This is a genomic window from Bradyrhizobium manausense (assembly GCF_018131105.1).
Taxonomy (GTDB): domain Bacteria; phylum Pseudomonadota; class Alphaproteobacteria; order Rhizobiales; family Xanthobacteraceae; genus Bradyrhizobium; species Bradyrhizobium manausense_B.
The window spans coordinates 4,044,969-4,065,545 of the sequence record NZ_JAFCJI010000001.1 but is presented as its reverse complement, the minus strand read 5'-3'; the positions used below and the strand labels follow the sequence as shown (position 1 = coordinate 4,065,545).

Below are 20,577 nucleotides of genomic sequence, written 5' to 3'. Positions count from 1 at the left end.
TTCACGCCGCGCGGACGGCTGCCCGGATGCCTCGCCTCAGCATTTTCGTGATGCCGGATGCAGGCATCGGCCGGCCGAAAAAATAGCCTTGCGTTTCGGCGCAGCCTTCTTCACGCAGGATATCGAGCTGCTCCTTCGTCTCGACGCCTTCGGCAGTCGTCGTCTTGCCGAGGCTGACCGCGAAACGAACGACTGCTCGCGCGAGATGGTGCGCATCCGCGCTCGCGCTGGACAACTCGTTGACGAAGCTGCGGTCGACCTTGATCTTGTCGAACGGGAATCTCTGCAGAAAGCTCAACGATGAATAGCCGGTGCCGAAGTCGTCCAGCGCGATTCGCACGCCGAGCTCGCGCAGTTGACCAAGTGTTGCGAAGACGGCTTCGCTGTCGTGCATGATGACCGTCTCGGTCACCTCGAGCTCGAGCCGGTGTGGCGCGACTCCCGAACTCGCCAGTGCGCCGACGATCACAGGGACCAGCTCCTTGCTCCTGAATTGGGCCGGGGACAGGTTGATCGCGATCCTGAGATGGGCGGGCCATTTGGCGGCTTCGCTGCAGGCGGTCCGCAAGATCCATTCTCCCAGCGGCACGATCAGGCCGGCCTCCTCCGCGAGCGGAATGAATTCGCCGGGCATGACCAGGCCCCGCCGCGGGTGATGCCAGCGTAGCAGGGCTTCGAACCCGCGGAGCTCACCGGTCGCGGTACTGACGAACGGCTGGTAGTGCAGCTCGAATTCGCCGCCGGCAAGCGCATCCCGCATGTCGCGCTCGAGGTTGCGTCGCGCATGCATGAGCTCGTCGAGTTCCGGCTCGAAGAAGCGGAATGCACCGCGTCCACCGCTCTTGGCCGAGTAGAGTGCGAGATCCGCGCCCTTCATGAGCACGTCTGAATCGTCGCCATCGCGCGGCGCGATGGCAATGCCGATGCTGGTGCCGACCGTGACGCGATGATCGTCGAGATCGAAGGGCTCGCAAAGCGCCTTTCTGATGTTCTCGGCGAGGGCGGCCGCTTCAACGGCCGGATTGGTCACGTAATCGATCACGGCGAACTCATCGCCGCCCAATCGGGCAATCAACGCGGTCTCCGTGGTGCATTCGCGCAGACGCGCGGCGACGGCGCGCAACAGGGAATCGCCCGCCGGATGTCCCAGCGTATCGTTGACCTCCTTGAACCGGTCGAGGTCGAGCATGAGCACCGCCAGATCGAGGCCGCCATTGCGCGTGACGGCAAGTGCATGCTCCATCCGCTCCCGCAGCAGCACGCGATTTGGCAAATCGGTCAACGCATCGTGTTGCGCCATATGAGCGATCTTGGCCTCGGACCGGCGTTGCTCGGTAACATCGAGATGCGTGGCCACCCATCCGCCCCCGGCCATTGGCTGCCGCGTCACGCAGATCAACCGGCCGTCCGTGAACTCGTCGATTCTGCTCGATACTGCATCGAACGGCAGCGCGGCCAGTTTCGAGAGGAATTGCGCGGCGGCGCCCTCGCTGGTGTCGCTCTTGAGGATGCCAGTCAGGACGCGATGTCTGATGATGTCGGCGTGCGGGGTCCCTGTTCTCAGCAGCTCCGGCGGCAATCGGTAGAGCCGGGCATAACGTTCGTTGCAGACGACAAGCCGCTTCTCCGCATCGAACATGCACAAGGCCTCGACCATGTTGTTGATGGCCGTATCCAGCCTGAGCTTCTGGTCCTGGATCTCCTGTTGCGACTCTTCCACCTGTTGCCTGGCGCGCGAAAGTTCGCTGATGATTTCCTCGAATCTGCTGGTTCTTGTCGCGAGGCGACGATCCGCCAGGACGCCGACGAAGCTCATCCCGAGCACCGACAGGGCCACACCCGCAATCGCAACGGCGAGGAAGTTCGGCGAAAGCGACAACGTGTCGTTTTCCAGCGTCGGGTCGGGAACGATCTGCACGGCGCCCATGGCCGTGAAATGATGCGACACGATGGCGAGCGTCAGCAGCAGCGCCGCGGCGAGGGTCCCCCGCTTGTCCTTGCGGCCCATGGCCACGGCAAGCGCCGCATAGCCAAGCACCATGCCGAGGCAGATCGAGACGAGCACCAGCCCCGGCGACCAGGTCACACGACCCGGCACTTCGAGGGCCCACATGCCGATATAGTGCATGCTTGCGATGCCGGCGCCGATGATGCCGCCGCCGGCAGCTGCGCGCCAGCGGCCGGAATTGCTGACGGCAACTCCGAACCCGACCGACGTCAGAATCATCGCCGCGGCGAGCGACAGCGCCGTCAGGACAAGGCCGTAGCCGGTCGAGACGCCGGGCTCGTAGGCAAGCATTGCGACGAAGTGCGTCGCCCAGATTCCGTAGCCGATGGCGGCTCCGGCGATCGCAATCCAGATCAGCCGCGTCCAGGCGCGCGACGCGATCGCGCGATGAAAGATGCTGACGGCGACGATGCTTGCAGCGAAGCAAACCAGGCCAGCGAGCACGACGAGCCGCCAATCGTGCTCGGCCGTCAGGCAGGAAAAAACGCGGAACATGCACTACCGCTCCCTCGTCAATGCTACCGAGGATTGATCGGGTCGGGCTTGTTCCGCGTTAATTTTCCGCAATGCCCAGTTGCATGCCTATCGCGGGGTAAACGTTGCGCGGCAATGACGCCAGCCGGCGCTCCTTGCGGGTAACCTGGTAAGAATTTCCGTGAAACTACGCGGGTGCGCGAGGCCGCGACTCGGTGGCGCGGCCTAATTTCATTGGTGCCGACGGATGTGCTTCCGTCCGGAAATCATGGCGCGGATCAGGTTCTCGCGCTGTAGCAGGCCCATCGCCACCACGCCGACGATGTGCAGCACGACGAGGACGATGACGGCGTCCGATGCGTAGGCGTGGGTGTCCTCGATCCACCAGACGCCGAAGAAGGTGACTGTCACCGACAGCGCGCCCGTGATCGCGGAGACGGCGAGTGACAGCAGCAGCGCCACCAGCATCAACGTGCCGGCGGGATTGAGCCCGATATAGCGGCCGGTGATGCCGCGGCGCAGATTCCACAGGTAGGATGGCGCGGCACGAAGCCTGACACCGATCATGCGAAAGCGCGAATAGCGGCTGCCCCTGAAACCCCAGATCAGGCGAAAGACGAGAAGCCCGATGACAGCATAGCCGACGATGCGATGAAGACTGTCGTAGACGGTCGGCGTGAACCACGCGGCCAGGACGCACGCCGCGAGAACCCAGTGCCAGAGGCGGAGGGGAAGGTCCCAGACCGCGACCGTTCGATCCGCGGGGGTCCGATTGGACACCCCGCGCGCGTCTCGCACTGCTTTGTCGTTCAAGCCGGGCCCTTACTTGGCGATCGTGTGCTTCAGGCTGAGATCTTCAGGGCTGTAGAACAACTCGTAAAGCTTGCCTTCCTTGACGCCATAGACCTCATAGCACGAGCCTTCGATCTTGGAACGGCGCACCTCATAGCCCAAGGCCTTGGCCTTGGCTTCAGCCTCGGTGGCCGGCTTCCACGACGCCTTGTCGAGCTTGGTGCAGTTCTTGAAGCCGTCGGCCATCGCCGTCGACCCCATGCCGATCCCGACCGTCAGCGCGATGGCAAGAACACGAATGACTCTCACTGATATCTCCTCCTCTGTCGTGTGCGCGAAGCGCGCCCGAAGGAAGCAAAGGACGAGGTGAAGTCAATCGGGGTGCAGACTATCGCTGTGTTAGAGATATTCTAACGGCAGCCAAAACATCAGCGCGCTCCGCGCACAATACGTGTTTCGCAGCTCACTGCGGCCTTAAGCCTCACGGACCGGATTCGTCCGCGTGTGCCGCGAATTGCGCTAGGCTTCGTCGCAAGAACCGGCGTACCGGCGTTGCAGCCAGTCCGCCCAGGCAAGGCGCCCGCGCGCACCCTGACTGACGACAAAGCCCATGCCGCGCGCTCTTGTCTCGGACATCGGTATCGGAAGGATTTTTCGATGCAGCCCGCGCGCATCCCGATACTGGCCGGCCAGCACGGCAACGCTAAGGTCTTCAGGCCCGCCAATCTGCGCGCGCTCGCCGCGTATCCCGTCGAAGGCGCAGGCCACGACGTGATCGGCGACATCGCTCGTATCGACGGGATTGAAGGGCGTCATCGGCATCGGCCACAGCGGAAGCCAGGCGAGGCCAGCAAGCATCCTGTCGAGCAGGTAATAGAACGGCATCGCACGAACGACCGACCATGATACCGCGGAGGCGCGAACCAGTCGCTCGCCGGCAAGCTTGACCCTCGCGTAGGGCAGCGTGGCTTCATCGAGCCCGACAATCGACACATGCAGAAAGTGCCGGATGCATTGCTGCTCGCAGAGCGACAGCAAGCGCTCCGTTCCCTGGACATCCACGGTGGCGGGCGATTTGAAGAAATCGACCGGCCGAACGCCCCCGCGCCGGGCGATCGGCGAATATGTCGCCGCATTGATGACCGTGTCGACGCCGTGCAAGGCCTCCCGCAAGCCGGCGCCCGTGGCGAGATCGCCTACCGCCCATTCGACATCCGAGCGCGTGCCTGCAGATCTCGCAAGCAGGCGGACATGACGCCTGTCGCCGACGAGACGATCGACGATGTCGCGGCCGAGATGCCCTGTGCCTCCGGTGACGAGCGTCAGCGTCATGCTTCAGCTCCCGTCAGCCTTGCCCGACGGTCCGCCGACAGGAACGAGCACGGTTTCTCCGGTTGCGACGAGAGACATTTGGTCATGCTCATCGGCAGCTAACAACTCGGCACGCGCGAACACCTGTCGGCGCCCGGCGCGCACTGTCGACCCCTTGGCGATGAAATGACGGCCGGTGGCCGGCCTGAGACAGTTCATCGCAAAGTGCGACGCAGTGACCGAGCCGACCAGTGTCGCAGCGGCAAAGCCGCAGGCGGTGTCAAGCAGGGCTGCAATCATGCCGGCGTGGAGGTGTCCGGAATATTGGGAGAACTCGTCGTGCCATGTCATCCGGATCGTCACCTCGCCACCGCCGGCCGCAGCAACATCGAACCTGGCCATGCGGTTGAAGGCGGCAGACGAATTGACGGCCCGGAGAGTCTGGAGATCGAAGCCTTGCGTAACAGAACCTTGGGTATTCGAGACTTGGGTACTCATGCGCAGCTCCATCGTGGTGGCCGCTTCTCGATATTGCTGTTCACCGCCTCGATGTGATTGGGCGTCCCGAGCAGCGCGGCCTGCTCGGCGGTCTCGGCGGCAAGACCGGTGGCGACGTCCGAGGTCGCGGCCAGATTGAGGAGACGCTTGGCGGCACGGACGGCATCCGGGCTGCGGCTTGCGATCTCGTGTGCGACCTTCAATGCCGAAGCCAGCGGATCGTCGGCGACCCCCGTCGCGAAACCATAGGCCAGCGCTTCGTCCGCCGGAAACACACGGCCGGTATAGGTCAGCTCGCGCACGACGTCTTCGCGCGCGAGGTGGCGCATCAATTGCGTGCCCGCCATGTCGGGCACCAGACCCCATTTGGCCTCGATCACGGCAAGCTGTGTCGTCGGCGCCAGATAGCGGAGGTCCGCGCCAAGCGCGAGCTGGAAGCCCCCACCGAAGGCGACGCCATGGACTGCGGCAATGACAGGCACCGGCAGCGCGCGCCAGAGCCAGACCAGATGCTGTGCATAGTTCGCCATGTCGCGGCTTCGCTGCGTCAGGTCGACGGTCGGGATCAGGGATTCGCCTCGCGTTGTCGCCAGAAGTCGATCCAGATCGAGGCCTGCGCAGAAGGCCCGGCCTTCGCCGGAGAGAATGACGGCGCGGACATCCTTGCGCGCACCGACCTCCGTGCCCGCGGCAATGAGCGCCTCGAACATCGGGGGGTCGAGGGCATTCATCTTGTCCGGACGATTCAGGCGGACGTGGGCCACATCGTCCGCGATGGTCAGTCGAACACGGTCTTCCATGACGTCACTCCGCTTGAACGCGTGGCTCGCCGTCGCGGCGATCAGTAGCCGGCGATCGCCAGCACGACGACCACGCTCAGCGCCATCCAGCCGAAATGCCGGCCGCGCGTCGCCCATGCGTTGGCGCAGGCGGAGAAACCGAACACGCAGACCATGGTGATGACGATCCAGTGGCGCGCCGTGCCTGACTCCATCCAGGGCGTCGCGACCAGCAGCACGCCGCAGCCGATCCAGGCCACGGTCGAGGCCTGCCAGACCAGACGGATCAGGGTGCGGAGCCGTTCCGGCTCGATGGTGGCGCGGGCAAAGACCTTGGTCTCGCCGAGGATACCATGGATGAGGGCCACGATGACGGCCCCGACGCCGGCGCATTGGAGCAAGAGATCACGCATCGAGTTCTCCATACATCTGTGTATGGTGAGATAGACGCTGGCCTGCCGCCTGTCAATACACTAGTGTATGGCCGGACACCGGAACCCGACATGACCGAGCAGCTCTCCGCCGATGACTGGATCAACCAGGGCATCAAGGCGCTCACCAAAAGCGGCTTTACCGCGCTGAAGGCCGATCCATTGGCCAAGGCCATGGGCGTCTCGCGCGGCAGCTTCTACTGGCATTTCGCCGATCTCGGCGCGTTCCACGCGGCCGTGCTGAAGCGCTGGCGCGAGATCGCGGCCGAAGAGATCATTGCGCGCGTCGAGGCCGACAGCGACGAGCCGCTGAAGGCGCTGCTGCGCCGGACCTTTGGCGCCCGGCTCGATCTCGAGCGCGCGGTGCGCAACTGGGCGGCGTTCGATCCGGCGGCGCAAGCGGCCGTCCGCGCCATCGACCGCCGCCGGCTTGATTATATCGAGGCGCTGCTGGAACGACGCGGATTCCCTGCAGCAGCCGCGCAGGCGCGCGCGCAGATCCTGTACTGGACCTTTCTCGGCTTTGCGCTTTCGGCTGCGCCGGTGCCAGCCACGCGGTTCCAGCTCCTGCTCGACGAGATCCAGAAGATGGTCTCCGCCTGAACGCCCGCGCCGACGCCATGGGCGGAGGCGATTTTCTGTGCTACAGGCAGCCGATCGCCGGAGACCCTCATGAACGCGCCGACCGAACGTCCCGAAAACAGCGTCGATCCCAAGCTGCTGGAGATCCTGGTCTGCCCGCTGACCAAGGGTCCGCTGGAATTCGACTCAGCCGGGCAGGAGCTGATCTCGCGCAGCGCCAAGCTCGCTTATCCGATCCGCGACGGCATCCCGATCATGCTGCCGGAAGAGGCGCGGAAGATCGATTGAGGAATTCGTAGCGCGATGGCTGCGCTACACACTCTCCTGTTGCCCCCGCGAACGCGGGGACGCATAACGTGGCGCGTGCGACGCTTAAGGCGACCGCCTTACAGCGCCTCGCCCTTCAACAACCGCGGAATTTCTCCCGTCAGACCCGCCGCCTGGCGGATAAAGAGGTTCTTCAGCGGCGGCGTGCGGTCGACGATGCCGAGGCCGATGTCGCGCACCGTGCGCAGCAAGGTCGACTGGTTCGAGAACAGGAAGTTCAGCGAGTTGGTGGCGACGCCCATCGCCATGGTGTCGAAGCGGCGCCAGCGCTGGTAGCGCTCGAGCACGTCGGCGCCGCCGAGATCCATGCCGAGCCGCGCGGCATCGACCACGACCTCGGCTAGCGCAGCGACATCCTTCAGCCCCATGTTGAGGCCTTGCCCTGCAATCGGGTGGATGACGTGCGCGGAATCGCCGACCAGCGCGAGGCGCTCGGCGACGAAGGAGCGCGCGACGAAATACGACAGCGGGAACGCGCGCGGCTTGTCGAGCGCTTTCACCTCGCCGAGATGCAGGCCGAAACGCTGCTCGAGCTCGCCGTGAAATTCCTCGTCGCTGAGCGCAATGATGCGCGCGGCCTCGGCGCGACGCTCGGTCCACACCAGCGAGGAGCGCTTGCCTGACAGAGGCAGGATCGCAAACGGTCCCGCGGGCAAGAAATGCTCCTCGGCGCGGCCCTCGTGATCGCGCTCGTGGCCGACGGTGACGACGATGCCGGATTGGTCGTATTCCCAGCCATGAGTGGCGATGCCGGCGCGCTCGCGCAGTTTTGACCGCGCGCCGTCAGCCGCGACCAACAGACTGGCGGCAATCTTGCTGCCATCGCCGAGCGTCACGTCGACGCCAGCGGCGCTCGCATCGTACGACGCCACAATCGTCGCACGGAGATCGATGCCGGCGGCCTCGGCGCGGACGACCAGCGCATCGATCAGGCGGCGGTTCTCGATCATGTGCGCGAAGGGCTCGCCCGGCGCGACATCGCCGGCGAAATTCAAGAACGCCGGACGGGTGGCGTCCTCCAGCTTGGAATCGGTGACGACCATGTCGAGGATCGGCTGCGCCTCGGCGCTGACGTCGTCCCAGGCCCCGAGCGCCTCGAACAGGCGGCGGCAGGCGGCCACGATCGCCGTCGCGCGGGGATCGCGGCTCGGGCGCGTGGCGAGCGCGGGATCGGCGACAATGACGGGGATCTCGGGGCCGAGCCCCTGGCGCAGCGCCAGCGCGAGCGCCAGGCCCGCAAATGCGCCGCCGCCGATGACAATGCTACCCTGTGCCGACATCCCAAATCCCTGGCTCACTCTTGGTCTTGCTAGCAGACTTGAGGTGGGCGAAACAGTGCGGTGAAACAAGGGCGGAACGGCCCGACTGTGTCATTCCGGGGCGACAGCCCGCGCCGAAATGACGGCAAGAAAGCACCACCATGTCCAAAAGCCTGATCGATCTGATTTCGATCCTCGACCTCGAGCAGCTCGAGGTGAATTTGTTCCGCGGCAACAGCCCGAAGACGAGCTGGCAGCGGGTGTTCGGCGGGCAGGTGATCGGACAGGCGATGGTGGCGGCCTGCCGCACCGTCGAGGGCCGGCTGCCGCATTCGCTGCATTGCTATTTCATCCTGCCGGGCGATCCGCAGATCCCGATCATCTACCAGGTCGAGCGGCTGCGCGACGGCAAGAGCTATTCGACGCGCCGCGTCACCGCGATCCAGCATGGCAACGCGATCTTCTCCATCATGGTGTCGTTCCATGCCGGGGAGGAGAGCGCGTTCGACCATCAGGAGACGATGCCTGACGTGCCGCCGCCGGAGAGGCTCACGGCGGAGGAGGTGGCGAAGCAGCCGATGTTCCGCGAGATGCCTGATTTCATCCGCCGCTATTACGAATCCGATCGGCCGATCGAGCTGCGCCCGGTCGAGCTCGGCCGTTACTTCGGTCAGAAGATCGAGGACGGCCGCATCCATGTCTGGATCAAGACCGCGGCCACGCTGCCCGACGATCCGGCGCTGCACATGTGCGCGCTGGCCTATGCGTCGGACTTCTCGCTGCTGGATGCGATCATGGCGCGCTATGGCCGCACGCTGTTCGACAAGCGGATGATGCCGGCGAGCCTCGACCACGCGATGTGGTTTCACCGCCCGTTCCGCGCCGACGAATGGCTGCTCTACGCGCAGGATTCGCCGAGCGCGCAAGGCGGCCGCGGCCTGACCCGTGGCTCGATCTTCAAGCCCGACGGCACGCTGGTCGCCTCCGTCGCGCAGGAAGGCTCCGTGCGCGAGCGGCGCAGCTGATGATCTCAAGCGCGAGTTCACTCGCGCTTGAGATGTTCTGATCGCGCTTACATCGCGCTGCGCGGTGCGAGTTCAGTCTGGGATGCGAACCAGTTCATGATCCAGCGGTAGACCCACGGAATCGGGATGATCAGGCTGCACAGGATCGCAGCCACGATTCCGCGCCAGAGAATCCCGAGCCCGCTGCCTTTGAAGATGATTTCGCGACGCGTGCCCTGGATATTGCGGTAGATCCAGCGCAGCTGGGCGGCGGCGACCCAGGCCCATCCGATGATGGTGATCATGGAGATCGCGAACAGCAGGTTCCAGCCGATATAGCCCACGATCGAGCCGGTGAAGCTGAGCCCGAGCGGCTGCCCGTTGGAGGCGATGTTCGACACCATCCACTTGATCAGCATCCAGTAGAGGACGATCTCGACGATAAAGAGCACGAGGTTCAGCACCTGGATGCCGGTGTAGCCGACGACGACGGCCAGAACGAAGAAGCCGAAGAACCAGGGCACGATCGTCATCGCGGTGCCGGTGAAGGAGAGGTTCGGCCGTCCCGGAACGTTCACGCAGGACACGATCCATTGCGTGTACCAGACGAACAGCCACGGAATCGGGATGATGAAGCACGAGCCGATCAGCAGCACGAGCGTGCGCCAGATGAAGTCGACGATGCCGAAATCGATCGACAGCGATCCGCCCGCAGCACTCCCGGCACCGGCGTAGCCGCCACCGGCATAGCCTCCGCCGCCCATCATCGGCGGGCCACCGGCGGGAATGATCGGCGGCGCGCCGCCACCCGAGACCAGACCGGGAATTTCGGCGGCCTTCTGCCAGCCGGCCATGCCCTCGGACCACACCAGCGTATCGGGACGAACGACGCCTTGCGCGATCAGGTCGCGGAATTGCCCCTCCGGATAGGGCCCCTGCTGCTTGCCCTCGGATGCGTAGAACCAATTCGCCATGATGCGCCCCCCAAAATACTTATGTACCGCTCGGCCGGCGCGGGTTCACCGCATCCATGCCAAAAATGCATTGTGGCGGATGAACGCTTGGCCTGTACAGAGGTGGCCGTTCACATGACCATCCTTGGCCAAACGTTTTTCCGCTTCAATCTGCAAGTTTTTTGTGCCATTTGCCCGGAAAGATGCCAGATTGACGCAGCGCCGGGGACATACGGCGGGCGCATCCCCGGGGAATAGGCCTAACCATGAAACTCGTCGTCGCGATCATCAAACCCTTCAAGCTCGATGAAGTCCGCCAAGCGCTGACGGCGATCGGCGTCCACGGCATGACTGTGACCGAGGTGAAGGGCTACGGCCGCCAGAAGGGCCACACCGAGATCTATCGCGGCGCGGAATATGTCGTGAACTTCCTGCCGAAGCTGCGCATCGAGATCGCGGTTGCCTCCGACATCGCCGACAAGGCGGTCGGCGTGATCACCGCCTCGGCCCGCACCGGGCAGATCGGCGACGGCAAGATCTTCGTCACGCCGATCGACCACGCCTTGCGCATCCGCACCGGCGAGACCGACAGCGACGCGCTCTAGACACGTCTTTCGATCGCACGGGCAACGACGCCGCACGTGCGATGCCATCACTATGCCGGGGGGAAATGACATGGCGGGATTGTTGCGCCGCGTGGCCGCTATGGCTGCGCCGATCGGATTTGTGTCCGTCATGGCTTCGCCGGCGCGCGCCGCGGCCTCCGAAATCAGCGCCGCCGACACCGCCTGGATGATCGTCGCCACGGCGCTGGTGCTGATGATGACGATCCCGGGGCTCGCGCTGTTCTACTCCGGCATGGTGCGCAAGAAGAACGTGCTCGCGACCATGGCGCAGAGCCTCGCTGCGGTGGCGATGATCTCCATTCTCTGGGTCGCGTTCGGTTATTCGCTCTGCTTCGTCGGCGACGGTCCGTGGATCGGCTCGCTCGACCGCTGGTTCCTCGCCGGCATGACCATGGACAGCGTCAATCCGGCGGCGAAGACGATTCCGGAAGCGCTGTTCATGCTGTACCAGATGACGTTCGCGATCATCACGGTGGCGCTGGTCGCAGGCTCCGTCGCCGACCGGATGCGGTTCTCCGCCTATCTCCTGTTCTCGGCGGCCTGGTTCATCTTCGTCTACATTCCGCTGGCGCACTGGGTGTGGGGCGGCGGCTTCCTCAACAGCACGGGCGTGCTGGATTTCGCCGGCGGCCTCGTCGTGCACCTGTCGGCCGGCACCGGCGGTCTCGTCGCGGCAAAAGTGATGGGACGGCGTCACGGCTACGGCAGCGAAAACCTGTCGCCGTTCGATCTGTCGCTCGCGGTGATAGGCACGGGCCTGTTGTGGGTCGGCTGGTTCGGCTTCAACGGCGGCTCGGCGGGCGCGGCCAATTCGCGCGCGGTAATGGCGATCATCGCAACGCATCTCGCGGCCTGCTCCGGCGCGCTGACCTGGGGCGCGATCGAATGGTCGACACGGCGCAAGCCGTCCGTGCTCGGCATGATCTCGGGCGCTGTCGCCGGCCTCGGCACCATCACGCCGGCCTCGGGCTTCGTGGCGCCGTGGCATGGCGTCGTCATCGGCATCGCCGCCGGCGGGATTTGCTACTGGGCCTGTACTTGGCTGAAGCACCGCTTCAACTATGACGACTCGCTCGACGTGTTCGGCGTCCACGGCATCGGCGGACTGACCGGCACGCTGCTCGCCGGCGTGTTCGCGACCAGCGCGATCGGCGGCACCGCCGGCCTGCTCGAGGGCCATCCGCAGCAATTACTGATCCAGTTCTACGGTATCGCCGTCACCTTTGTCTGGTCGGCGGGCGTGAGCTTTGTCCTGCTCAAGCTGGTCGGCCTGTTCGTGCCGTTGCGCGTCTCGCGCGAGCAGGAGCTCGAGGGTCTCGACATCACCCAGCATGGCGAAGCGCTGCAATAATCGGGGCTTGCGCAACACATAAGCACGTGCTTATGTGTTGCCATGATCGAAGCTGACATCTTCAAGGCGCTGGCCGACCCGACGCGCCGAAAAGTCTTTGAGAAGCTCGCTGGCGGAAGCCTGAATGCCAGCGCCTTGCGCGACGGATTGGAGATCAGCCAACCGGCGATGTCGCAGCATCTGTCCGTGCTGCGTGCGGCAGGCCTCGTGCGCGAGCAGCGGCAGGGCCGCTTTGTGAATTACGAAGTCGATCCCGACGGAATCGTCGCCATCGGGGCCTGGCTTGCGCGCTACCGCGCCTACTGGCCGAAGCGCATGGAAGCACTCGCCGATCTCTTGAACGACATGGATCAGTAAGGATCTGGATCAATGAGCGATGCCATAAAGCCTGATCGCCCCGATACAAAGCTGGTGCTCGAATTCGATTTCGATGCACCGCCGACAAAAGTCTGGCGCGCCGTGACCATTCCGGAATTTCGCGAGCGCTGGCTGCCGGATTGCGACCTTGCGGGCGCCGAACCTGAAACATCGATCCCGGGCAAAGAGGTGCGCTACCGGATGCGCGATTCCGAACCGCCGTTTCGCGAGAGCCACGTCATCTTCCGGATCGAGCCGAACGTGTCAGGCGGCACCCGCTTTCGCATCATCCAGCAGGCCTGCGAGGTCAGCACGAAGCTGCCGCAGCCGGCCAACAGCAATTGCTGCCTGATGCGCGCAGCAGCCTAGCAGCACACGAACTTCATCACCTGCAGACATGGAGGTCGCCGATGCGCGACATGCTTCAGCTCGTCCCTATGGTCGTCGAACAATCCGCGCGCGGAGAACGATCCTTCGATATCTATTCGCGACTGCTGCGCGAGCGCATCATCTTCCTCAACGGCGAGGTCAATGACGCGATGTCTGGCCTCGTCTGCGCGCAGCTGCTGTTCCTGGAGGCGGAGAATCCGAACAGGCCGATCAATCTCTACATCAATTCCTATGGCGGCGTGGTCACCTCTGGTCTCGCCATGTACGACACCATGCAGTTCATCAAGGCGCCGGTGCACACGCTGTGCATGGGCACCGCGCGCTCGATGGGCTCGTTCCTGCTGATGGCCGGCGAGGCCGGTCACCGCGCAGCCCTGCCCAATGCCAGCCTTCACGTGCATCAGCCGCTCGGCGGCTTCCAGGGCCAGGCCTCCGACATCCTGATCCACGCCAACGAGATGCAGGAGACCAAGCGCCGCATTACCAGGCTCTACGCGCAGCATTGCGGACGGACCGAAGAAGAGGTCGAACGGACCCTGGACCGCGACCACTTCATGACCGCGCAGCAGGCGGTCGAATGGGGCCTCGTCGACCGGGTTTTTGCAGAGCGCGAAGCCGCCCAGCAGTGAGAGCCGCCGACAGGCGCTCTCCGTCATCAGATACCCTATGATTGCCCGACGCTTGAGCAGCAATTGTGTCGGCAGCCTGTCATGCCTGCTTTTTGATCAGGCATGATCATGGATTAAGCGCGACGTATTAGCGCACTGCAGCGGAACACCCGTCACCCGCAAAAAGCTCCGTTTTCATAACGCGTTAGGCACGCAGGCCGATCTGGCACGGCATTTGATTCTAAAGGGTCCGGCTGTGCCCGCGTAGTGAACTTTCTCCCTCGTGGCGAACCAGTCGAGAAGTGCCCGGCCATGTCCGGACCGGGCCAAGCGGGGATAGGACCCATGAAAATTGTTATGGCGGTTATCAAGCCATTCAAGCTGGAAGAAGTCCGTGACGCCCTGACCGCCATTGGCGTTCACGGTCTCACGGTGACGGAAGTCAAGGGATATGGCCGTCAGAAGGGCCACACGGAAATCTACCGCGGCGCCGAATATGCCGTGAGCTTCCTGCCCAAGATCAAGATCGAAGTCGCCGTTGCCTCCGAGCAGGTCGACAAGACCATCGACGCGATCACGTCTGCCGCGAAGACCGGACAGATCGGTGACGGCAAGATCTTCGTCATCAATCTCGATCACGCGGTTCGCATCCGCACCGGCGAGGCCGACGCCGCGGCCCTTTGATTTCGCGCTCAACCAAAATCCAATCAGGAGTAAATGAAATGACGTTCAAGCGTCCCTATGGCGCGGGACTGGCGGCTCTCGCAGTCGGCCTGTTCGCTGCGACCGCAGCCTATGCCGAGCCGACGGTCAACAAGGGAGACAACGCCTGGATGCTGACATCGACGGTGCTCGTGCTGTTGATGACCATCCCGGGCCTCGCGCTGTTCTACGGCGGCCTCGTTCGCTCCAAGAACATGCTCTCGGTTCTGATGCAGGTATTCTACACCGTCTGCGTCGTCACCGTGATCTGGGCCGTGTACGGCTACAGCCTCGCCTTCACCGGCGGCTCCGACTTCATCGGCGGCTTCTCCAAGGCCTTCATGATGGGCGTCACCACCGATTCGAAGGTCGCGACCTTCTCGGTCGATGCCAACATCTCGGAGCTCATTTACATGTGCTTCCAGATGACCTTCGCGGCAATCACGCCCGCCCTCATCGTCGGCGCCTTCGCCGAGCGCATGAAATTCTCGGCAATCGCCCTGTTCATCCCGCTCTGGGTCACGCTGATCTACTTCCCGATCGCGCACATGGTCTGGTACTGGCCCGGCCCGGACGCGATCCAGGACGCTGCCAAGGCTCTGGCTGCCGCGACTGATGCGGCGGCGAAGACCGCGGCCCAGGCCAAGCTCGACGAGATCAACGCCGACGCCGGCTGGATCTTCAAGAAGGGCGCGATCGACTTCGCCGGTGGCACCGTGGTGCACATCAACGCCGGCATCGCAGGCCTCGTCGGCGCTCTCCTGATCGGCAAGCGCGTCGGTTACGGCAAGGAGCTGATGGCTCCGCACTCGCTGACGATGTCGATGATCGGCGCCTCGCTGCTCTGGGTCGGCTGGTTCGGCTTCAATGCCGGCTCCAACCTCGAGGCCAACGGTGGCGCAGCCCTCGCCATGACCAACTCCTTCGTCGCCACCGCAGCCGCCGCGCTGTCGTGGATGTTCGCGGAGTGGATCATGAAGGGCCATCCGTCGGTGCTCGGCATCATCTCAGGCGCTGTCGCGGGCCTCGTGGCCGTCACGCCTGCCGCCGGCTACTCCGGCGTGATGGGTGCGATCGCCCTCGGCCTCGTGGTCGGCGTGGCCTGCCTGTTCTTCTGCACCGTCGTGAAGAACGCGCTCGGCTACGACGACTCGCTCGACGTGTTCGGCGTGCACTGCGTCGGCGGCATCATCGGTGCCCTCGGCACCGGCATCCTGGTCAATCCGGCGCTCGGTGGTGCGGGCATCATGGACTACACCGCGATCCCGCCCAAGGTTGCCGATTACGACTTCGCCGCGCAGATGCTCTCCCAGATCGAAGCCGTCTGCACCACGCTGGTGTGGTCCGGCGTCGGTTCGGCGATCCTCTACAAGGTCGTCGATGTGATCGTCGGCCTCCGCGCCAATGTCGAGAGCGAGCGTGAAGGTCTTGACATCACCGACCACACCGAGCGCGCCTACAACATGTAACTGTTCTCCCGGGCGCGATCTTCTTCGGGATCGCGTCCACACCTACGGTTCGGGCACATACCCGGCAATGCCCTGACCGTTGAGGGGCTCCAGCGCAAGTTGGAGCCCCTTTCTTTTGGCCGCACACAGAAGAAAAGGATTGCCATTCCGGATTGCCGGCGCAGAAATGATGACCTCAAGAACAACAAGCCGGGAGGTCGTCATGCGTTTGGAAGGCGGATGCTATTGCGGCGAAGTGCGCTATGTGGCCGAGGGCGATCCGATGATGCAGGCCCAATGTCACTGCCGCGAGTGCCAGTACATCTCGGGCGGCGCGCCCAACACCTTCATCGCGATGCCGGCGGGCGGCTTCACCTACATCACCGGACAGCCCAAGCAATTCACGCGCAAGGACCTCGCCCGCGCCGTGACGCGGGAATTCTGCGCCGAGTGCGGCACCCATCTGGTGACCAAGGTGCCGGGACTGCCGGCCGCGATCGTGAAGGTCGGCACGCTGGACGAACCAGAACAATTCCATCCGCAGATGGCGATCTACACCTGCGACAAGCAGGAGTTCCACGCGATCCCGGCAGGCATGACGACGTTCGACAAGCTGCCGGGGCATTGAACGGCATCGCGGGAGTGAACTCCCTCTCCCGGCGCTTACGCGCCGGGAGAGGTCGAGGAACCGGCCCGGCTCTGCAGCCCATGCATCCCGTTGTTATCCGGCCTCATTATTCCCGCTCTGGACGGGCCGGCCGGCCGATGGTTAATCGCGTCTTAACCTCGCCCTATCTATGGTGAACTGAACCGCTTTCCCGCCGGCGCCCGCGCGCGACCGGCTGTTCCGAGAGTACTGGCGCCCAGAATGGTCATGACCGCTTCAACCCGTGCGCCGCAGGCCAGTGGAAGCTCCAACAACGAACGCTCGCCCTTCGTCCGGCTGAACGAGCTGCTGGCGCCGCATCAGCCCGGCAAGCCCTTGATTTCGCTCGCTGTCGGCGAGCCCCAGCATCCGGTACCTGACTTCGTCGGCCCGGTGCTGGCCAAGCACATTGCCGATTTCGGGCGCTACCCGATGAACCAGGGCATGGAGCCGTTCCGCCAGGCAGCGAGCACCTGGCTATCGTCGCGCTTCAGGCTGCCGCGACCGCTCGACCCCAAGAGCGAGATTCTGGTCCTCAATGGCAGCCGGGAAGGGCTGTTCCTCGCCGCGATTGCTGCCGCGCGCTATGTCGGGCCGAAGCCCGGCAAGCCCGCGATCCTGATGCCGAACCCGTTCTATCCGGTCTATGGCGCCGGCGCCGGTGCCGCGGCCTGCGAGCAGGTCTATCTGCCGACCACCGTCGACAACGGCTTCCTTCCCGATCTCGACGCCATCGACGAGGCGACGCTCGCGCGCACCGTGGCGTTCTACCTTGCCTCGCCCGCCAATCCGCAGGGCTCAGTTGCTTCACGCGATTATTTCACGCGCCTGAAGAGCCTCGCCGATCGCTATAACTTCATGATCCTCAGCGACGAGTGCTACTCCGAGATCTACACCCGCGAGGCACCGGGCAGCGCGCTCGAATGCGCGGGCCCCGATTTCACCCGCGTGGCTGCGTTCCAGTCGCTGTCGAAGCGCTCCAACCTGCCGGGCCTGCGCGTCGGCTTCGCCGCCGGCGACAAGACATTTATCGGCATGTTCCTGGAGCTGCGCAACATCGCGGCACCTCAGGTGCCGGTGCCGCTCCAGCATGTCGCGACCGTTGCCTATGGCGACGAAGCGCATGTCGAGGAGAACCGCAGACTCTACCGGATCAAGTTCGATCTCGCCGACCAGATCATCGGAAATCGCTACGGCTATCGCCGGCCCGACGCCGGCTTCTGCGTCTGGCTCAACACGTCCGAGATCGGCGACGATGTCTCGGTGACTCTCAAGCTTTTCAAGGAAGCCGGCGTGCGCGTGGTGCCCGGCTCCTATCTGGCGCGGCTTCAGCCCGATGGCTTCAATCCCGGTGCGGGCTACATTCGCCTCGCGCTGGTTCAGGATGGTGAGACCACGGCGCAGGCGCTGCACCGGCTGGTCGAAACTCTGGGTTAGGCGGGGCCCATGAGCATGTCGACGATCGAACGTGTGATTCCCCTGGTCGGCCATCTGCCGCCCTCGATCCGCGAGGCGCTGAGCCGGCGCGTGCGCGAGCTCACCGGTCTCGGTCTGGTCACGCTCTCGGGCGTCGCATCCGCCGCGCTGATGACCTGGTCGGTGCAGGACCCGAGCCTCAGCCACGCGACCTCGCGGCCGATCCACAACATCCTCGGCTATGCCGGCGCCATCGGCGCCGACCTCGCGATGCAGATCCTCGGGCTCGGCGCGATCATGCTGATCCTCACCGTCGCGGTGTGGGGTTGGCGCATGATGACCCACCGTCCGTTCGATCGCGAGGCGCTGCGGCTCGGCTCCTGGATTCTCTGCACGGTGATCACGGCCGGCTTCGTCAGCTGCTGGCCGCATGGCGGCGCCTGGCCGCTGCCGACCGGGCTCGGCGGCGTGGTCGGCGATGCGCTGGTGCGCGCACCCGCGGTAATCTTCGGACCGCCCGGCGCGATCTATCGCATGGTGCTCGGCGCCATCCTGTTCGTCGCGCTGGCCGCGACCTTCCTGATCGCGTGCGGACTCGGCGCGCGCGCGCATGACGACGAGCTCGCGGAGATCGAGGACGACGACAAGCCGCTCGATGAAGACGAGGAGAGCGATCGCGGTTCGGTGTCGCTGGGCTGGCTGTTCCACGCGCTAATGAGCACCAAGGCGCGACTGATCTGGCTGTTCGGTGCGGCCTATCGCTCGCTGGTCTCGAGCGGACCGAAGGCCAAGCCGGTATCGTTCAGCAGGCAGGAGCCCAATCTTGGCGGCGGCCGCGCCGCGCCTTCGATCTCGCCGCAGTCCGAGGACGAGGACTACGAAGACGAGCACGAGGAAGCAGAGGAAGAGGAGGAGGAAGAAGAGGAAGAGCCGGTCGCACGTGCGCCACGCAAGAAGGCTGCACCGAAAGCCGCTTCCAGGAAATCCTCCGACAAGTTCGAGCTTCCGTCCGTATCCGTGCTGGCTGCGCCCAAGGCCGGCGATCGGCAGCCGCTCAGCAAGGCCGAGCTGGAGGCCAATTCGCGTTCGCTCGAGGGCGTGCTGCAGGACTTCGGCGTCCGCGGCGAGATCGTGAAAGCCAATCCGGGCCCCGTCGTCACACTGTACGAGCTGGAGCCTGCCCCCGGCATCAAGTCGTCGCGCGTGATCGGTCTTGCCGACGACATCGCGCGTTCGATGAGCGCGCTGTCGGCGCGCGTCGCCGTCGTCCCCGGCCGCAATGCCATCGGCATCGAGCTGCCGAACGCGCATCGCGAAAAAGTCTATCTGCGCGAACTGCTGGTCGCCAAGGAAACCGTCGACACGGTGGCGAAACTGCCGCTGTGCCTCGGCAAGACCATTGGCGGCGATCCCGTCATCATCGACCTCGCACGCACACCGCACATGCTGATCGCCGGCACCACCGGCTCGGGCAAGTCGGTTGCGATCAACACCATGATCCTGAGCCTGGTCTACCGGCTGCGCCCCGATCAGTGCCGTTTGATCATGGTCGATCCGAAGATGCTCGAACTGTCCGTCTACGACGGCATCCCCCATCTGCTCACCCCCGTCGTGACCGATCCGAAGAAGGCGGTGGTCGCGTTGAAATGGGCCGTGCGCGAGATGGAAGAGCGCTACAAGAACATGGCCAAGCTCGGTGTGCGCAACATCGACGGCTACAACACGCGCCTGGGCGAATTGAAAGCCAAGGGCGAAGAGCCGACGCGCACCGTGCATACCGGCTTCGACAAGGAAAACGGCAAGGCGATCTACGAGGAAGAGAAGCTCTCGCTCGATCCGCTTCCCTACATCGTCATCATCGTCGACGAAATGGCCGACCTGATGATGGTCGCCGGCAAGGACATCGAAGGCGCGGTGCAGCGCCTCGCGCAGATGGCGCGCGCTGCTGGCCTGCACGTAATCCTCGCGACGCAGCGCCCGTCGGTGGACGTCATCACCGGCACCATCAAGGCGAACTTCCCGACCCGCATCGCCTTCCAGGTCACCTCAAAGATCGACAGCCGCACCATTTTGGGCGAGATGGGCGCCGAGCAGCTGCTCGGCCAGGGCGACATGCTCTACATGGCCGGCGGCGGCCGCATCAGCCGCGTGCACGGACCTTTCGCGTCCGACGATGAGGTCGAGAAGGTGGTGCGCCACCTCAAGACACAGGGTCAGCCGGAATATCTGGAAGCCGTCACGGCCGAAGAGCCGACCGAGGACGAGGATGGCGGCGCCGTGTTCGACGCCAGTGGAATGGGCGCGGATGGCGGCGGCGATCTGTTCCAGCAGGCCGTTGCGATCGTCAAACGTGACCGCAAGGCCTCGACCAGCTACATCCAGCGGCGCCTGCAAATCGGCTATAACCGCGCCGCATCGCTGATGGAGCGCATGGAACTGGAAGGCATTGTCGGACCCGCCAATCACGCCGGCAAGCGCGAGATTCTGGTCGAGGAAGAAGACAGCCACATGTGAGGCATCAGCCTCGGAATGCTCTTTTCACGCAAAATCGATCTCTGCTTTTGCCCGAAATCACGCTAAAACGACGCCCAGCCACACAGGACGACGCGTTGACC

At 64.4% G+C, this 20,577-nt stretch carries 22 protein-coding genes; 13 read left to right on the top strand and 9 right to left on the bottom strand.

Annotated elements, in window-relative coordinates; translation table 11 throughout:
- Nucleotide 1: 1 nt before the first annotated feature.
- The 7 genes from JQ631_RS19400 to JQ631_RS19370 all read right to left on the bottom strand — a co-directional run bounded on the left by JQ631_RS19400 (nucleotide 2) and on the right by JQ631_RS19370 (nucleotide 6,275).
- Nucleotides 2-2,503 carry an EAL domain-containing protein gene (locus JQ631_RS19400; protein WP_212328261.1) on the bottom strand — a complete coding sequence of 834 codons (2,502 nt, stop codon included), beginning with the start codon at nucleotides 2,501-2,503 and terminating at the stop codon, nucleotides 2-4.
- A 210-nt stretch (nucleotides 2,504-2,713) separates the two neighbouring features.
- Nucleotides 2,714-3,295, bottom strand: a complete 582-nt coding sequence (locus tag JQ631_RS19395) for a cytochrome b/b6 domain-containing protein (protein WP_212328260.1) — start codon at nucleotides 3,293-3,295, stop codon at nucleotides 2,714-2,716.
- Nucleotides 3,296-3,304: 9 nt separating this feature from the next.
- Nucleotides 3,305-3,583, bottom strand: coding sequence for a PepSY domain-containing protein (locus tag JQ631_RS19390; protein WP_212328259.1), 279 nt, complete (start codon nucleotides 3,581-3,583; stop codon nucleotides 3,305-3,307).
- A 210-nt stretch (nucleotides 3,584-3,793) separates the two neighbouring features.
- Nucleotides 3,794-4,606 (bottom strand): SDR family oxidoreductase, encoded by an 813-nt coding sequence (locus JQ631_RS19385; RefSeq protein ID WP_212328258.1) that lies wholly within the window; start codon nucleotides 4,604-4,606, stop codon nucleotides 3,794-3,796.
- Between the two features lie 3 nt (nucleotides 4,607-4,609).
- A complete protein-coding gene (locus JQ631_RS19380; protein WP_212328257.1) occupies nucleotides 4,610-5,083 on the bottom strand; it encodes a PaaI family thioesterase in 474 nt (157 codons plus the stop codon).
- Entirely contained in the window at nucleotides 5,080-5,883 is an 804-nt protein-coding gene (locus JQ631_RS19375) for a crotonase/enoyl-CoA hydratase family protein (protein ID WP_212328256.1), read from the bottom strand. The genes JQ631_RS19380 and JQ631_RS19375 overlap by 4 nt, the downstream gene beginning before the upstream one ends.
- A gap of 41 nt (nucleotides 5,884-5,924) precedes the next feature.
- Nucleotides 5,925-6,275: a hypothetical protein gene (locus JQ631_RS19370; RefSeq protein WP_212328255.1), complete on the bottom strand. Its 351-nt coding sequence runs from the start codon at nucleotides 6,273-6,275 to the stop codon at nucleotides 5,925-5,927.
- Between the two features lie 90 nt (nucleotides 6,276-6,365).
- Between JQ631_RS19370 and JQ631_RS19365 the strand changes: the two genes are divergently transcribed.
- Complete coding sequence (locus JQ631_RS19365) at nucleotides 6,366-6,896, top strand: TetR/AcrR family transcriptional regulator (protein WP_212328254.1); 531 nt, start codon at nucleotides 6,366-6,368, stop codon at nucleotides 6,894-6,896.
- A gap of 69 nt (nucleotides 6,897-6,965) precedes the next feature.
- A complete protein-coding gene (locus tag JQ631_RS19360) occupies nucleotides 6,966-7,163 on the top strand; it encodes a Trm112 family protein (RefSeq protein WP_212328253.1) in 198 nt (65 codons plus the stop codon).
- A 98-nt stretch (nucleotides 7,164-7,261) separates the two neighbouring features.
- Here JQ631_RS19360 and JQ631_RS19355 read toward each other — a convergent pair whose 3' ends face one another.
- Nucleotides 7,262-8,482 (bottom strand): ubiquinone biosynthesis hydroxylase, encoded by a 1,221-nt coding sequence (locus tag JQ631_RS19355; protein ID WP_212328252.1) that lies wholly within the window; start codon nucleotides 8,480-8,482, stop codon nucleotides 7,262-7,264.
- Nucleotides 8,483-8,622: 140 nt separating this feature from the next.
- Between JQ631_RS19355 and tesB the strand changes: the two genes are divergently transcribed.
- Nucleotides 8,623-9,486, top strand: coding sequence for an acyl-CoA thioesterase II (gene tesB / locus JQ631_RS19350; RefSeq protein ID WP_212328251.1), 864 nt, complete (start codon nucleotides 8,623-8,625; stop codon nucleotides 9,484-9,486).
- A gap of 47 nt (nucleotides 9,487-9,533) precedes the next feature.
- Here tesB and JQ631_RS19345 read toward each other — a convergent pair whose 3' ends face one another.
- A complete protein-coding gene (locus tag JQ631_RS19345) occupies nucleotides 9,534-10,439 on the bottom strand; it encodes a DUF4339 domain-containing protein (RefSeq protein ID WP_212328250.1) in 906 nt (301 codons plus the stop codon).
- A 245-nt stretch (nucleotides 10,440-10,684) separates the two neighbouring features.
- Between JQ631_RS19345 and JQ631_RS19340 the strand changes: the two genes are divergently transcribed.
- The 10 genes from JQ631_RS19340 to JQ631_RS19295 all read left to right on the top strand — a co-directional run bounded on the left by JQ631_RS19340 (nucleotide 10,685) and on the right by JQ631_RS19295 (nucleotide 20,476).
- A complete protein-coding gene (locus JQ631_RS19340; RefSeq protein WP_027535359.1) occupies nucleotides 10,685-11,023 on the top strand; it encodes a P-II family nitrogen regulator in 339 nt (112 codons plus the stop codon).
- A 70-nt stretch (nucleotides 11,024-11,093) separates the two neighbouring features.
- A complete protein-coding gene (locus JQ631_RS19335) occupies nucleotides 11,094-12,395 on the top strand; it encodes an ammonium transporter (RefSeq protein ID WP_212328249.1) in 1,302 nt (433 codons plus the stop codon).
- Nucleotides 12,396-12,437: 42 nt separating this feature from the next.
- Nucleotides 12,438-12,752 carry an ArsR/SmtB family transcription factor gene (locus tag JQ631_RS19330; RefSeq protein ID WP_212328248.1) on the top strand — a complete coding sequence of 105 codons (315 nt, stop codon included), beginning with the start codon at nucleotides 12,438-12,440 and terminating at the stop codon, nucleotides 12,750-12,752.
- Between the two features lie 12 nt (nucleotides 12,753-12,764).
- Entirely contained in the window at nucleotides 12,765-13,121 is a 357-nt protein-coding gene (locus JQ631_RS19325) for an SRPBCC family protein (protein WP_212328247.1), read from the top strand.
- Between the two features lie 41 nt (nucleotides 13,122-13,162).
- Complete coding sequence (locus JQ631_RS19320) at nucleotides 13,163-13,771, top strand: ATP-dependent Clp protease proteolytic subunit (RefSeq protein WP_212328246.1); 609 nt, start codon at nucleotides 13,163-13,165, stop codon at nucleotides 13,769-13,771.
- Between the two features lie 324 nt (nucleotides 13,772-14,095).
- Nucleotides 14,096-14,434, top strand: coding sequence for a P-II family nitrogen regulator (locus JQ631_RS19315; RefSeq protein ID WP_212328245.1), 339 nt, complete (start codon nucleotides 14,096-14,098; stop codon nucleotides 14,432-14,434).
- A 38-nt stretch (nucleotides 14,435-14,472) separates the two neighbouring features.
- Nucleotides 14,473-15,921, top strand: a complete 1,449-nt coding sequence (locus JQ631_RS19310) for an ammonium transporter (RefSeq protein ID WP_212328244.1) — start codon at nucleotides 14,473-14,475, stop codon at nucleotides 15,919-15,921.
- 202 nt (nucleotides 15,922-16,123) lie between these two features.
- Entirely contained in the window at nucleotides 16,124-16,528 is a 405-nt protein-coding gene (locus JQ631_RS19305; protein ID WP_212328243.1) for a GFA family protein, read from the top strand.
- 240 nt (nucleotides 16,529-16,768) lie between these two features.
- Entirely contained in the window at nucleotides 16,769-17,983 is a 1,215-nt protein-coding gene (locus JQ631_RS19300) for an aminotransferase class I/II-fold pyridoxal phosphate-dependent enzyme (protein ID WP_212328242.1), read from the top strand.
- A gap of 9 nt (nucleotides 17,984-17,992) precedes the next feature.
- Nucleotides 17,993-20,476 (top strand): DNA translocase FtsK, encoded by a 2,484-nt coding sequence (locus JQ631_RS19295; protein WP_212328241.1) that lies wholly within the window; start codon nucleotides 17,993-17,995, stop codon nucleotides 20,474-20,476.
- Nucleotides 20,477-20,577: the final 101 nt, after the last annotated feature.

Excerpts from the sequence above, each read along its gene's own strand:
- JQ631_RS19400 (WP_212328261.1), bottom strand. The coding sequence starts at position 2,503 with ATGTTCCGCGTTTTTTCCTGCCTGACGGCCGAGCACGATTGGCGGCTC.
- JQ631_RS19330 (WP_212328248.1), top strand. The coding sequence starts at position 12,438 with ATGATCGAAGCTGACATCTTCAAGGCGCTGGCCGACCCGACGCGCCGA.
- JQ631_RS19340 (WP_027535359.1), top strand. The coding sequence starts at position 10,685 with ATGAAACTCGTCGTCGCGATCATCAAACCCTTCAAGCTCGATGAAGTC.
- JQ631_RS19325 (WP_212328247.1), top strand. The coding sequence starts at position 12,765 with ATGAGCGATGCCATAAAGCCTGATCGCCCCGATACAAAGCTGGTGCTC.
- JQ631_RS19335 (WP_212328249.1), top strand. The coding sequence starts at position 11,094 with ATGGCGGGATTGTTGCGCCGCGTGGCCGCTATGGCTGCGCCGATCGGA.
- tesB (WP_212328251.1), top strand. The coding sequence starts at position 8,623 with ATGTCCAAAAGCCTGATCGATCTGATTTCGATCCTCGACCTCGAGCAG.
- JQ631_RS19295 (WP_212328241.1), top strand. The coding sequence starts at position 17,993 with ATGAGCATGTCGACGATCGAACGTGTGATTCCCCTGGTCGGCCATCTG.
- JQ631_RS19355 (WP_212328252.1), bottom strand. The coding sequence starts at position 8,482 with ATGTCGGCACAGGGTAGCATTGTCATCGGCGGCGGCGCATTTGCGGGC.
- JQ631_RS19365 (WP_212328254.1), top strand. The coding sequence starts at position 6,366 with ATGACCGAGCAGCTCTCCGCCGATGACTGGATCAACCAGGGCATCAAG.
- JQ631_RS19370 (WP_212328255.1), bottom strand. The coding sequence starts at position 6,275 with ATGCGTGATCTCTTGCTCCAATGCGCCGGCGTCGGGGCCGTCATCGTG.
- JQ631_RS19375 (WP_212328256.1), bottom strand. The coding sequence starts at position 5,883 with ATGGAAGACCGTGTTCGACTGACCATCGCGGACGATGTGGCCCACGTC.
- JQ631_RS19320 (WP_212328246.1), top strand. The coding sequence starts at position 13,163 with ATGCGCGACATGCTTCAGCTCGTCCCTATGGTCGTCGAACAATCCGCG.
- JQ631_RS19300 (WP_212328242.1), top strand. The coding sequence starts at position 16,769 with ATGGTCATGACCGCTTCAACCCGTGCGCCGCAGGCCAGTGGAAGCTCC.
- JQ631_RS19385 (WP_212328258.1), bottom strand. The coding sequence starts at position 4,606 with ATGACGCTGACGCTCGTCACCGGAGGCACAGGGCATCTCGGCCGCGAC.
- JQ631_RS19345 (WP_212328250.1), bottom strand. The coding sequence starts at position 10,439 with ATGGCGAATTGGTTCTACGCATCCGAGGGCAAGCAGCAGGGGCCCTAT.
- JQ631_RS19380 (WP_212328257.1), bottom strand. The coding sequence starts at position 5,083 with ATGAGTACCCAAGTCTCGAATACCCAAGGTTCTGTTACGCAAGGCTTC.
- JQ631_RS19310 (WP_212328244.1), top strand. The coding sequence starts at position 14,473 with ATGACGTTCAAGCGTCCCTATGGCGCGGGACTGGCGGCTCTCGCAGTC.
- JQ631_RS19305 (WP_212328243.1), top strand. The coding sequence starts at position 16,124 with ATGCGTTTGGAAGGCGGATGCTATTGCGGCGAAGTGCGCTATGTGGCC.
- JQ631_RS19315 (WP_212328245.1), top strand. The coding sequence starts at position 14,096 with ATGAAAATTGTTATGGCGGTTATCAAGCCATTCAAGCTGGAAGAAGTC.
- JQ631_RS19360 (WP_212328253.1), top strand. The coding sequence starts at position 6,966 with ATGAACGCGCCGACCGAACGTCCCGAAAACAGCGTCGATCCCAAGCTG.